The sequence below is a fragment of the Mycobacterium sp. NS-7484 genome (genome assembly GCF_001953975.1).
Taxonomy (GTDB): domain Bacteria; phylum Actinomycetota; class Actinomycetes; order Mycobacteriales; family Mycobacteriaceae; genus Mycobacterium.
Genome location: NZ_MBEJ01000102.1, coordinates 1 through 13,686, shown reverse-complemented (window position 1 = coordinate 13,686; position 13,686 = coordinate 1). Strand labels below are relative to the sequence as shown.

At 66.3% G+C, this 13,686-nt stretch carries 6 protein-coding genes; 1 reads left to right on the top strand and 5 read right to left on the bottom strand.

Features of this window, described 5'->3' with window-relative positions; translation table 11 throughout:
- The first annotated feature begins 24 nt into the window (after window positions 1–24).
- Window positions 25–3,051 (top strand): RND family transporter, encoded by a 3,027-nt coding sequence (locus tag A5733_RS19325; RefSeq protein ID WP_198938882.1) that lies wholly within the window; start codon window positions 25–27, stop codon window positions 3,049–3,051.
- A gap of 10 nt (window positions 3,052–3,061) precedes the next feature.
- Here A5733_RS19325 and A5733_RS19320 read toward each other — a convergent pair whose 3' ends face one another.
- The 5 genes from A5733_RS19320 to pks2 form a co-directional block, all read right to left on the bottom strand.
- The gene (locus tag A5733_RS19320; RefSeq protein WP_076241297.1) at window positions 3,062–4,261 is read right to left on the bottom strand and encodes a PE-PPE domain-containing protein; all 1,200 of its coding nucleotides are present in this window, start codon (window positions 4,259–4,261) and stop codon (window positions 3,062–3,064) included.
- A 47-nt stretch (window positions 4,262–4,308) separates the two neighbouring features.
- The gene (locus A5733_RS19315) at window positions 4,309–5,019 is read right to left on the bottom strand and encodes a GAP family protein (RefSeq protein WP_076241296.1); all 711 of its coding nucleotides are present in this window, start codon (window positions 5,017–5,019) and stop codon (window positions 4,309–4,311) included.
- A gap of 28 nt (window positions 5,020–5,047) precedes the next feature.
- Window positions 5,048–6,769 (bottom strand): AMP-binding protein, encoded by a 1,722-nt coding sequence (locus A5733_RS19310; protein WP_076241295.1) that lies wholly within the window; start codon window positions 6,767–6,769, stop codon window positions 5,048–5,050.
- 36 nt (window positions 6,770–6,805) lie between these two features.
- Window positions 6,806–8,221: a condensation domain-containing protein gene (locus tag A5733_RS19305; protein ID WP_076241294.1), complete on the bottom strand. Its 1,416-nt coding sequence runs from the start codon at window positions 8,219–8,221 to the stop codon at window positions 6,806–6,808.
- Between the two features lie 34 nt (window positions 8,222–8,255).
- Window positions 8,256–13,686 (bottom strand): type I polyketide synthase (gene pks2 / locus A5733_RS19300; RefSeq protein WP_076241293.1); only part of this gene is annotated, 5,431 nt, incomplete at its 5' end.

Genomic DNA, 13,686 nt, shown 5'->3' with positions numbered 1-13,686 from the left:
AGCAGCGGCGCAGAACACTCCTCACTGTTCGTCCGGCTCGGCTCGCTGATCGTCCGATGGCCGTGGGTGGTCATCGGAATCTGGTTGGTCATCGCGGCGGCTCTACCGCTGACATTCCCGTCGTTGACGCTGATGGTGCAACAACGGCCGGTCGCGATCCTGCCGTCGCACGCACCGGTCACCCTCGCCACCCGCGAGATGACCGAAGCCTTCCACGAATCGGGTTCGGAGAACGTCCTGTTGGTCGTCTTGACCAACGACAAGGGGCTCGGTCCGTCAGACGAGGCGACCTATCGCACACTGGTCGAGAACCTGCGCAAGAACGACAAGGACGTCGTGATGCTGCAGGATTTCATCAGCGCCCCTCCCCTGCGGGAGTTCATGGCCAGCAAGGACGGCAAGGCCTGGATTCTGCCGGTCGGCATCGCCGGTGAGGTCGGGTCACCCCAGTCCTACGCGTCCTATACCCGCGTCGCCGGCATCGTGAAAGACAGCGTCGATGACGCCTCTCTCACCGCAAGTCTCACCGGGCCGGCCGCAACCGTCGCCGACCTCACCGACATCGGCGAACGCGACACGACCGCCATCGAGATTGCCACCATTGGACTGGTTCTGGTGATCCTGCTGCTCATCTACCGCAACCCGGTCACGATGTTGCTGCCATTGCTCACCATCGGGGCATCACTGGTCACCGCACAATCGGTGATCGCCGGGCTGGCGTACCTCGGCATGGGCATATCGAACCAGACCGTCGTCTTCCTGACCGCGATGATGGCCGGCGCCGGCACCGACTACGCGGTGTTTCTGGTCAGTCGGTACCACGACTACCTACGGGACGGACTGGAGTCCGATCACGCAGTCGAACAGGCACTCGGCTCGATCGGCAAGGTCATCGCCGCGTCTGCCGCCACTGTCGCCGTCACTTTCCTCGGTATGACGTTCGCCCAACTCGGCGTGTTCTCCACGGTCGGCACTGCTCTCGCAGTCGCCATCGGCATCGCCCTGCTGGCCGCACTTACCCTGCTACCCGCGGTGATGGTCCTGGTGGGCCGCCGCGGCTGGATCGCCCCGCGTCGTGACCTGACCAGCCGGATGTGGCGACGCTCCGGCATACGTATCGTGCGCCGGCCGTGGTCGCACCTGGCCGTGAGCCTCGTCATCCTCGCCGCACTGGCCAGTTCGGCGGCGCTGATCCAGTACAACTACGACGACCGCAAAGCACTGCCGGCACATGCCGAGAGTTCGATGGGGTACGCGGCCCTGGAGAACCACTTCCCGATCAGCTCGGCGATCCCCCAGTACCTGATAATCCAGTCGCCGAACGAGCTGCGTACCCCCCAGGCGCTGGCCGATCTGGAGCAGATGGCTCAACGGGTGAGCCAGCTGCCCGGAATCGCGACGGTGCGCGGCATCACCCGACCGACGGGAGAATCACTCCAACAGGCACGGCTGAGTTACCAGGCCGGCGAGGTCGGCACCAAGCTGAACGACGCGTCCACTCAGATCAACGGGCGGGCAAGTGATCTCAACCGGCTCAGCGACGGGGCCGATTCCTTGGCCACCAGCCTTCTGGACGTGCGCACCCAGGTCACCCGTGGCGTGGCCGGAGCGCGAGGCCTGGTCGATGCGCTGGCCGCGATGCAGAGACAGGTCGGCGGCGACGCGACACTGCAGCAGATCGACAGCGCAGCCAAGCTCGTCACCAGCATGCGTGCCCTCGGGGACTCACTCGGTGCCAATTTCGCCGACCTGACCAACGGCATGCCGTGGATCGATCCGGTGCTGCGCGGTCTGGACACCAGCCCGGTCTGCCTTACCGATCCGGCCTGTCAGGAGGCCCGCGGGGCACTGCGTCGGCTGGCCGCGGCGCGCACCGACGGAACCTTCGATCAAATCGCCGCGCTGGCAAGGGATCTGCGGGCCACCGAACCCATGCAAACCCTGGACGACACCGTCAAGAAGCTCGGCGCCACCATCGATACGGCGAGCAAGGCCATGCAATCCATGGGACTGGCCAACCCGGCGCAGGCTCAATCGCAGCTGAGCACCCTACAGAAAGGTGCCGATACCCTCGCCGACGCCAGCCGACAGATCGCGGACGGGGTTTCGCAGCTGGTCGGCGAGACGAAACGGATGGGATCGGGGCTCGACGAGGCTTCGGCGTTCCTGCTCACCATGAAGACCGACGCGGCCAGCCCGCCGATGTCCGGTTTCTACGTACCTGCACAGGTTCTCACCCAGGACGAGTTCCGCAAGGCCGCAGCGACATTCATCTCCCCCGACGGCCACACTGCCCGCTATCTGATCCAGACCGACATCAATCCGTTCAGTGTCGAGGCGATGGATCTCGTCAACTCGATCGGCGACACCGCCCGCAGCGCCCTGCCCAACACCGCGCTCGAAGGCTCCTCGGTATCGGTCGCCGGTTATCCGGCGATGCTCCGCGACACCCGCGATTTCTACAACCACGACATCCGGCTCATCATCGCCGTCACGATCGCGGTGGTGCTCCTGATCCTGGTTCTGCTGTTGCGCGCCCTCATCGCACCCTTGTACCTGATCGCCTCGGTGGTGATCTCCTACCTGTCGGCGCTGGGCATCGGTGTGGTGATGTTCCAGTATGTGCTTGGCCAGCAGTTGCACTGGAGCGTGCCCGCACTGACCTTCATCGTGCTGGTGGCGGTCGGCGCCGACTACAACCTGCTGCTGATCTCACGGATTCGGGACGAGTCACCGCACGGCGTGCGGTCAGGGGTGATCCGGACGGTCGGATCCACCGGCGGTGTGATCACCGCGGCGGGGCTGATCTTCGCCGCCTCGATGTTCGGGCTGTTGTTCGCCAGCATCACCACGGTCGTCCAGGCCGGATTCGTGGTGGGCGTAGGGATCCTGCTGGACACGTTCCTGGTGCGCACCTTGACCGTTCCGGCGATCGCCACCCTGATCGGCACGGCAAACTGGTGGCCGTCCGATTTCGTCACCAAACAGCTCGACCGGCTCCGGAGCCGGCTGCCGAAATCGGCGAAGCGAGCGGCCGAGACCGGGAATTGAGCCGGGCCGGCTAACCGAGCCCGGGGAACAGGTTCTTCATCTGCTGAGCGGCGTTGTCGATGTTGGCCTGATCGGTCGGGCTCAGCTTGATGCCCTGTAGAGCCTCGTCGATGTTCTCCTGGTCGGTGCGGCTCAGTTTGATGGTGGGCTGAGGAGCCACACTTTCCGGTGCCGGCGATGCTGCCGGTGGCAGAGCGGCGCCGGCCTGACGCAGCCAGTTCTCCACGTTGGCCCGGGCCACTGGATCGATGCCGGTCGCCGGGGCGCCCGGGTAGTCGTTTCGGGAGTATCCGGAATCCACCATGGGCCGCACCACACCATCGAGTTGGTCGACCAATTCGTTCGGGACTCCGAGATCGCGAAGCGGCCTGGTCAGCGGCAAGACCTTCGTCGGCAGGAAATACGTTGTCTGTGTTGCTCCCTTGGAGTTCACGGTGACCACGACGTTCTGCGGCGGTACGTCCTCGCGAGAACTGTAAGAGGTCTCGGTGTGCAGATACTCCAGGGCGACAAGCGAATTCGCCAGGGCCAGCCAGTTGTCCGGCCGGTCGGGGAAATCGGCGATGAAATCGTATTCCCCCACCACCATGGTGGTGTCGTACTGGCTTTCCACTACAGGGCGCACCGTGTAGTCGATCAGCGGAATGTAAGTTCCCGGCGTCACCGACGACAACACCGAATGACTGAACGGTGTCACCGCCTGCGGCGGGCCGAACAGCGTGAACGAAACCCCTTCTGGGGCGCGCGCACTCCGATCCTGCGCCAGGCGCGCCAAGGCCTCACTGAGCACGAGCGCGCCTTCGGAGTTGCCGACCACCACCGTCTCACCCGGGGTGTTGTTCAGGGCGGTCTTCAGATTGCGGGCACCGGTGTCCACCGACACTCCGACACTGTCGGTCGAGATCGTGTTGCCGGGCCACAAGGCGTCCGGCAACCGGCCGTACACCATTCCGGCCGGATACTCGACGATGCGTCGCTGGGCGTGCGGGTAATAGCCCCGGCCGACTCTGTTGGTGATCTGATCCCACGGAATTCCCGGCCCACGGGCCCCGCCGAAAATCAGCGCCGTCTCCGCCGATGCCGTGCCGCCGCCGAAAACCGTTCCCGCCGCGACCAGTCCGACGGCAAACGCTCCGGCGAGCAGCGTCTGCGGTGCCCGCCGCAGAGCGCCACGCGAGCGACCACGGAGTTCCCCGTCGCCTACAGCCATCCTGCCGTCTCCCTTCCGAGCCGCGCGCGGCGGCGTCATGCTGGCGCTCACAGCCCCAGCAGACCGATCGCGATGAACAACGCCCCAGCCGCGGCCAGAATCATCGCCACGTCGCGGCGTGTGCATGAACGAATCCAGGTGTGCACCCGTGCCATCCACGCCAGCGTACGTTCCGGGGCGATCAGATAACTCACGAGTGGGATTTCCACCAGCGAGAACGCCACAAGATTGAAGGCGAGCACCGCGCCAATCTGTGTACCCGGTCCAACCGCGGAGGCGTGAATCACGCCCAGTGCGGCCAGGTAGTCGACCGAAGGCAACGCGATACCCAGCCCGCTCACGCCGGCCACCCACAACGAATTGCCTTGCATCACCGCGCGGATCCGGGATCGCAGGCCCACGCGAGGCGCCGCCACTGCCACCTGCGCGGTGGTGAGCTCCGGCGTCTCGGTCGGTATCGCCGTCGGCAACCTGGACCCGCGCGCGCCCACGTTGACCGCCAGCACGGCGGCGACCACCAGTGCGAGGATGCCTATCCCGATCTGCATCCTCGGCACCGTGAGCGTAGCCGCCAAGGGGACGGCACGCAGTACGAGCAACGCCGTCGTCCCGACGATCATGCCCATCAGGAACCCGCCGGCCAGGAAGGCGAGCAACTGCCGGATCGGCCGCGGCCGGTTCAGCATCAGCACGGTCAGCCCGATCCGCACCGGTTCGAGGCTGACCGCGACGGCCATCAGGAAAAGGGTTGCCCACATGGTGTTTTCAGCGCTTCAGGTCGGCGCGCTAAGCGTCCAACCTCGCAAATTCCTTCCGCCGGTACAGTTCGGCGCTCGCCGCGCGGCGAACTTTCCCGCTGGTGGTGATCGGCAGCGAACCGGGTGGGACAAGCGCCAGATCGGCCGGGTTAAGACCGTGCGTGGTCGAGATCGCCGACGTCACTTCGCGCTTCATGGCCGCCAGACGCTCCGTCAGCTCCTCAGGCGATTCGCCGGACCGTTTCTTGACCTCGATGACGGCGACGAGTTTCTCTTCCTCGTCCTGGTTCACCGCGATCGCGGCCACCCGGCCCCGCGAGATCGACGACACCGTGGCCTCGATGTCATCCGGGTAGTGGTTGCGGCCTCGAACGATCAGCAGATCCTTGACCCTGCCGATGATGAACAACTCGCCTTCGGAGATGAAGCCCAGATCGCCTGTCCGCAACCAGGTCCCCAGTACCCCGGCGACCTCCGCGCCGAACGTCTCCTCGGTTTCGCCCGGGCGGTTCCAGTACCCGACCGAGATGTTCTCCCCTTGGGCCCAGATCTCTCCGATCATCCCGGCCGGGACTTCGGAACGGGTGTCGGGATCGACGATCCGCACGGCCGGACTCTGCGGGGTGCCGTAACTGATCAAGGCTGTTCCGCGTGTGCATCGTTCGGCGTGCCCGGCTGCCAACTTCTCCGGCTCGAAGTGGACCACGTGCGGCGGCCTTCCCGGCTCTCGCGTGGCGACGTACAACGTGGCCTCAGCCAGACCGTACGAAGGCCGAATCACCTTCGGCGCCAGGTTGAAAGAAGCGAATCGCTTGCTGAAGCGCTCGACCGTTGCTTCGTGTACGCGCTCGGCACCACTGATGATGCTCAACACGTTGCCCAGATCGCAGCCCGCCATGTCGTCATCTGTGGTCTTGGCAGCGGCCAGGTCGAAAGCGAAGTTCGGCCCGGCAGTCAGCCCGGTGGTCACGCTGCCCAGTTGCTGCATCCAACGGGCCGGGCGGGCGAGAAAGGCCAGTGGGCTCATCATCACGGTGCGCCAGCCGCCGAGAATCGGGGCGACGATTCCGGCCATCATGCCCATGTCGTGGTAGAGCGGTAGCCAGGTCACCACCGTGGTGTCGGATGGCGGCACCCGGTTGTAATCCGGGTAGAAACTGGCCATCATCTGCTCGAAATTGGCCGTGAGGTTGCGATTCGACACCATCACGCCCGCCGGTGTCCGCGTCGAGCCGGAGGTGTACTGCAGGTAGGCGGTCTGCGGAGCCGTCTCACGCCGTAACCGCACCGACTTGCGGGAGTCGAGGTCGAGCTTGTCGACCTCGAGCACGACCGGCGCCGAATCACCGCCCTGTGCCACCGCGTACGGTCTGACCGTCTCCGCAATCGCGGAGGTGGTCAGGATGACGGTGGGTGACGCATCGCTGAGCACGGCGGTGACCCGCTCATCGTGCGCGCCGATCATCGGCGTCGACAGCGGAACCGAGACCACACCGGCTTCCAACGAAGCCAAGAACGCCACCACATAATCGAGCCCCTGCGGCGCCAGCACCACCGCGCGGTCCCCCGCTGCGGCGTGAGTCTGCAGTTCGGCCGCCAGGTTTCGGATGCGACGGTAGAGCTGCCCCCAGGTCAGGGTCTCCTCGACGCCATCCGAGTCCCGCTCGTAGTCGACAAAGGTATAGGCGACGTCGTTGGGCTGGAAGCTTGCGCGTTCCCGCAGCACGCCGTTGAGTGTTGATTCAGTCACCAAGTGTGCCTTCCTGTTTCGACTTCATGCCGTGACTCACCTGCGCGACCCTGCGCCGAGGCTTTCCAGGACCCGAGCACAGGTCGATTTGAGTACCTTGACGTACCGGCCGACGGACTCGTGTGCCTCGGGATTGTTCGGATACACCACCGACACGGCGGTACGGTCCTTCAGCCGCACCAAGAAGATGGTCATCTGATACGAGTACACACCGTCGCTGAACATTCCGATCCGCATCGATTCCAGCTCGGTCGTGAGGAGCACCGACAACGGTGCCGCTCCGGCATCCAGAAAGTTGATCACCTGGAAATTCGGTCGCGGCCAATCCAGTTCGGGTCGCAGTTCGAGCACCCGGTAGAACGGTACGTCCACGAGTTCGCGCCCCGCATCGAAGGATTCCTGCGCGGCGACGGCGGCTTCGGCGAACGACCTCTCCGCGATCGGAACGGTGATCGGGATCAAACCGGTGAACCAACCCATCGTCATCAGGTCGGCGGTGGTCTTCCTGGTGTCGCTCGGGGTCAGGCCGTAGTACGTCTCGGCACCGGTCAACTCATGCTCGACCAGGCCGGTGCAGGCGAGCATGCCGCCGATGAAGCGCGCCCCGGCATCGACGCACAAAGCCTCGAAGTCGGCGGTCTGCTCCTCGTCCATGATGGTCTCGACCCACACCTCTGCACCGCACGGTTCAAGTGGATCACCAAGGGGCAACGGGAAATCCGGCAGACTCCCGTTGTTGTTGGCGGCGAAGCCGGCCCAGGCCCGAACCTCGGGAGAGTCGGGCGTCAAGGAACCGAGAAGCTCCTTCTGGCGCAGGCAGAAGGCATCGTAACTACCTGCCTCCGGCAGCGCCAGCGGAGCACCGCCGCCGACCAGCGTGCTGTACATGGCGTGGAATTCCATGAGCGTGACGCCGGCGAACGTCGCATCCATGTGCAGGTGGTCGATGCTCACGTAGATCGTGAACCGATCCGGGTACTGAACGATGCCATAGGTGAAGCAGTCCCAGTGCAGCGGATCCGGTGTCGACAAGGTCAGCTGACGTAGCTCCTCTGACGTCAGGTCGCCGTGCCGGGTGGGCACGAACTTGATGTCGGCCGGATTGGGCATCGTGTGCCGAACGATGTTGTGGATGTCGTGGTACTCGAACCAGCTGCGGAACGTATCGTGCCTGCGCACATGGGCGTTGACCACATACGTCATCGCCCGGATATCGCACTGGCCGGGCACATCACATGTGACGATCACCAACCGCGAGTAGTCAAGGCCCTTGGCGCGCTGGTCGACGAACCCGCGCAGGTGCTGGGCCTGCATGTAACTGACCGGTATCTCACTGACCGGCGCTTGCGCCGCCTTCGCGCACGATCCCGGAGAGGCGCGCCACGAAACGGCCGCACCGGGCGGAGCTTCCCACTCTTCGATCGAACCGATCGCAACGGACCCTAACAGCAACGTGACTCCTCTATACACTCAACCGATTTCGGCTTCACGCCGTCGGTGTCAGCTCCGTGTCGGCATTGGCGATCAACTTCTCGCACAGCTTGTCGGCGAGACCGCGAACCGTCGTGATGTCCGCCGGACTGATCCGGACGCCGGTCTCGGTTTCGATCCTGGTCCGTATCTCGAGGTTGCCCAGCGAGTCGATGCCGTACTCGGCCAGCGGACGGTCCGGATCGATCGACCGACGCAGCAACACGCTGATCTGATCCGAGACCAGACGACGCAGCCGCGACGGCCATTCGTCCCGTGGGCTGGCGGACAGTTCACTCAGGAACCCGCCGGCATCGGAATCGCCGTCGTCCGCCGGACGGAATGATTCCGCGAACGGGACGCGCTTGGCGAAGTCGGCGAGCCACGACACCCCCGCGATCGGCGTGTAGCCGGCGTATCCGCGGTCATGCCGCAGCATCGTCTCGAAGGCGTGTGCACCTTCATCGGGTGCGATTGCCGATTCCGACATTTCGGCGAATCCGGCGCCTTTGCCGATCTGGGCCCAGGGGCCCCAGGCGATCGCGTTCGACGGCAGGCCGTGGGCCCGCCGCCACGCGGTGAATCCGTCGAGCCAACTGTTCGCCGCCGCATACGCGCCCTGTCCGGGTGAACCGACCAGTGCCGCAGCGGAGGAGAAGCAGCAGAACCAGTCCAGCGATTCCGTCCTCGTCGCCTCGTGCAGGTTCCACGCCCCCAACGCCTTTGGCGTCCAATCCCGGGCCAGCAGATCGTCGGTGATGTTGGCCAGGGTGGCATCCTCGACCACGGCTGCGGCATGCAACACGCCTCGCAGGGCCAGCCCGGTCGCGGTCGCGGCCGAAACCAGCGCCGCGGCGGTGGCCGGATCGGCGATGTCGCCGGTGACCAGCTCCACCTCGGTGCCGAGGTTCCGCATCCGGTCGAGCTCCTCGGCTGCCTCCGCAGAAGGTTGGGACCTGGCGTTGAGCACGATCCGGCCACAGCCCGCAGATGCCATCTTGTCGGCAAGGAAGAGACCGAGCCCACCGAGGCCACCGGTGATGACGTAGGCGCCGTCGGCGCGGAAGGCCGGGGCGTTCTCGGGCGGCACCACGGCCGTTGCCGTGCCCGAGGCGGGCACCTCCAGCACGAGCTTGCCGGTGTGTCCGGCCGTGCTCATCAGTTCGATCGCCGCCGGCCATTCGTTCAGCGGGTAGCAGCTGACCTCGGGCACGGGCAGCGTGCCATCCCCGATCTTGGCGAACACGGTGTCCAGCACGCGCCGAATGATGTCGGGACGCCGTTGGCTCAACGTCGACACATCGACCGCGTGGAAGGAGACGCCTTGCCGGATCATCGCCGGGGTGAGGGTTGCGTCGCCGCGAGGCTCAACCGCGCCGGTCTCGATGAACCGACCGCCGAAGGCGAGCAGTTCCAGCCCGGCCCGCTGCACCGGACCGGTCGACGAGTTGAGCACGATGTCGACACCGTATCCGTCGGTATCGCGGCGAATCTCGTCGACAAAGCTCAGTGAGCGGGAATCGTAGACGTGCTGGATTCCCATGTCACGCAACCGCTGCCGACGCTCGGGGCTGCCGGCTGTGGCGAACACCTCAGCACCGCACTCACGCGCGATGGTGATGGCCGCCATGCCGAGACCGCCAGTGGCGGAGTGGATCAGCACCTTGTCGTGTGCGCAGACCCGCGCCAGGTCATGCAGCGCATACCAGGCGGTCACGTGCGAAGTGGGCACCGCCGCGGCCACATCGGTCGACAGGTGATCGGGCAGTCCGACCGCGAGTTCGGACCGGCAGGTGACGAAGGTGCCCCAGCAACCGGCCGCCACACCGGCAACCCGGTCGCCGACCTGGTGATCGGTGACATCCGGTCCGACGGCTGTGATGACGCCGGCGAAATCAAGGCCCAGCGTTGTGGATTGCTCTGCCGGCATCGGGTGGCGGCCCGAGGCCGCCAGGACGTCGACGAAGTTCAGGCTCGACGCACTGACCCTGACCTCGACACAACCTGCGTCGGGCACGGTCCGGTCGACGGCCGTGAGCTCCACCGATCCGAAGTCACCGGGCGTCCGAACCCCCACGCGCACAGCGTCACTGGTCAGGTCGACGGTGGTGGTGACGCGGTCGTCGGCATCAAGCGGACTCGCACCGAGACGCGCGGTGTACCAAGTGCCGTCACGCCAGGCCGTCTCGTCCTCGGGACTGCCGGCGAGCAGTTGCCGGGCGATGTCCTTGGCCGCGGTGCGCGCATCGATGTCGATTTGGGTGGCGTGTAACCCCGGTTGTTCGTTGCCGATGACGCGGACCAGTCCGCGCAGCCCGACCTGGTCGAGGTTGATCGGATCCCCTGGGAGCACCGACTGCGCGTCGCGGGTGATGAGATGCAGCCGGGGCACCAAGTCCTCGAGGTCGCCGAGTTCCTGCACGATACGCACGGCACGCTGCACGACCTCCAGGCCGCCCGACGCCGATTCCCGGTCTCCCGCAACGGAGGTCGCCGCCGCAGGCAACACGACGACGTCGCTGTACGTGTCGGCTTCCAGCTGATCACGCAGGAGCTCGGCGTCGCCGGAACCGATCCCGATGCCGGACCACACCACCGTCGACACCTCGCCTGCGTCGACGCTCAGCGCGTCGGCCAATTCGACGGTGAGCAGATCATTCGCGTCAGGAGTGATCAACAACCACCGACCCGCTGCGGACTCCCGCATCTCGGGCACTTCCTGCTCATGCCATTCGACGGCCAGCAGGCGCTCGTTGAAGATGTGTTCCCGTCGACCACTCTCGGACATCCCGCTGCCCAGGCGCAGCCCTCGGACGGCCAGCAGGACCGTCCCGTCCTCATCGAGCAGGTCGAGATCAGCCTCCACCCCGATCGCGTCGGCGGCGGTGACCCGCAGCAGGCAGTAGTGCGCCGCGCGGGTTGAACCGGATGCACGCAGGCTCTTCACGCCGAGTGGCAGCAGCAACCCACCGGGTTCCGCCCCTTCGGCGTACGCCGCCACGGATTGGAAACACACGTCGAGCAGAGCCGGATGAATCTGGTAGGCGCCCTGTTGGGAACGGATCGCGCTCGGCAGGGCGACCTCGGCCAGGACGCTGCCGACAACGTCCTCGGCGGTGTAGGCGGCCGCCAGCCCGGAGAACGCCGGACCGTACTGAATACCTCTATGGGCGAACCACTTTCGCAGTCCATCTCCCTCGATGCGGCGGGGATGGGCCGACTTGAGAGCGGTCAGGTCATGGCGGTCCACAACATCGGACGGGTCGGTCTCGACGATCATCGCCGTGGCACGCCGGATGCTCTCACCCTGCTTCGCGGTCTCGACCACGAATTGCACCGCGCCGTCACCATTGCCCGTCGCCTCGGCTGAGACCGGGGTCTGCTCGTCGAGCAGCAGCATCTGGTCGAAGGTGATGTCACGCACCTCGCAGGCGTCGCCGAGCAACGAGCGCCCGGCGGCCAACGCCATTTCGCAATACGCGGCGCCGGGCAGCGCGGGCACGTTGTGGACCTGGTGGTCGGCCAGCCAGGGCTGGGCTCCGACACCGACATCGGCCTGCCAGATGTGCCGCTCAGGATCCTCCGGCAGCACGACGTGTGCGCCGAGCAGCGGATGAACGCTGAGCAGATGTCCCCCGCCGGGATGAGGTTCGCGCGAATCTCGGCTGACCGTCAGAGGCAGCCGGGTCCAGGTGGGAAGCGGTGCGTCGACGAGGCTGCCGGCCGGGTAGAGCGTCGCGAAATCGACTGCCGCACCGGCACTGTGCAGGTCACCGACCAAGCCCAACAGACCCTTCGGCAGCTGCGTTTCGCGTCGCATGCTCGCCAGCGCGGCGATGTTGATGTCCAAACTGCGGGCCACCTGCTCGGCCGGGTGCACCAGCAGTGGGTGCGGGGCCAGCTCGCCGAACACCCGATAGCCGTCTTCGAGGGCAGCCTGCACCGCCGCGGAGAACCGCACGGCATGGCGCAGGTTGTCGACCCAGTAGTCGGCGTCGAGGTACGGCTCGTCCCGCGGGTCATACGAGGTCGACGAGTAGTACGGAACCGTCGGGGTCAGCGGGGTCAGGTCGGTGAGCACCTCGGCGAGTTCGTCGAGGATGGGGTCGACCTGCGGCGAGTGCGACGCCACATCGACGGCCACCTCGCGGGCCATGATGTCGCGCTGTTCCCAGTCGGCGATGAGTTCCCGGATGCGCTCGGTGGTGCCGCCGACCACGGTCGACCGAGGTGAGGCGATCACCGAGATCACCACGTCGGTGATGCCCCGTGCGGCAAGTTCGGACAACACGTGCTGCGCAGGCAGTTCCACCGATGCCATGGCACCGGAGCCGGAGAGGCGCGTCATGAGAGCCGACCGCCGGCAGATCACCCGCACCCCATCCTGCAGGGACAACGCACCGGCCACCACCGCGGCCGCCGCCTCACCCATCGAGTGGCCGATCACCGCCCCGGGCTGCACTCCCCTGGCCTTCATCGCCGCAGCGAGCGCCACCTGCATCGCGAAGATCGTGGGCTGGACCCGGTCGATGCCCTCGACCGGCACCGATTGTGAAATCGCCTCTGTCACAGAGAAGTTCGACTCTGCCGCGATGAGGGGTTCCAGCTCGGCGATGGCCGCGGCAAAAGCCGGCTCGGTGGCCAGCAACTGCGCGCCCATCCCGGCCCACTGTGAGCCTTGGCCCGAGAACAACCAGACCGGGCCACGGTCCCCGGTACCGACCGCTGCCTCGTAGACGGCGTCCCCCTCGGCGACCTCTCGCAGGGCTGCCCCGAGTTCCTCGGCGCTCGCCGCCGTCACCGTGGCGCGGAACGGCCGGTGGGCCCGACGCCTGGCGAGGGTGTAGGCCAGATCCGGCAGCGGCTGATCACCTGCCTCGTGAGCCAGCCAGTTGGCCAACCGGCCGGCAGTGCGGCGCAGTTCGTCGGGCGACGTCGACGACACCGCGAAGATCATCGGCTCCGATCCGCCCCGCGTTGCGGCGGCGGAATCCGCTGCGGCGTCGGGCGCCTGCTCGAGCACGGCATGCACGTTGGTGCCCGACAACCCGTAGGAGGACACCGCCGCGCGACGCGGATGAATCGCCTCGAGCGGCCATGCCATCAGTTCGGTCGGCACGATCAGTGAGCTCTTGAGCCGGGCCATCGGCTCGGGCAGCTCGGTGAAATGCAGATTGGCCGGAACGGCGCCGTGCTGCAGCGCGAGCACCGCCTTGATCAGGCCGATCGCACCGGATGCGGACTGGGCGTGGCCGATGTTGGTCTTGACCGATCCCAGCGCGCAGGGTCCGCCGGTGCCGTACACCGCGGCCAGACTCGCGAACTCGATGGGATCGCCGACCGGCGTGCCCGTTCCGTGCGCTTCGATCATGCCGACCGTGGCGGGATCGATCCCGCCGGCCGACAGCGCCGCCCGATAGACGGCGCTCTGCGCGGCCGGGGGCGGG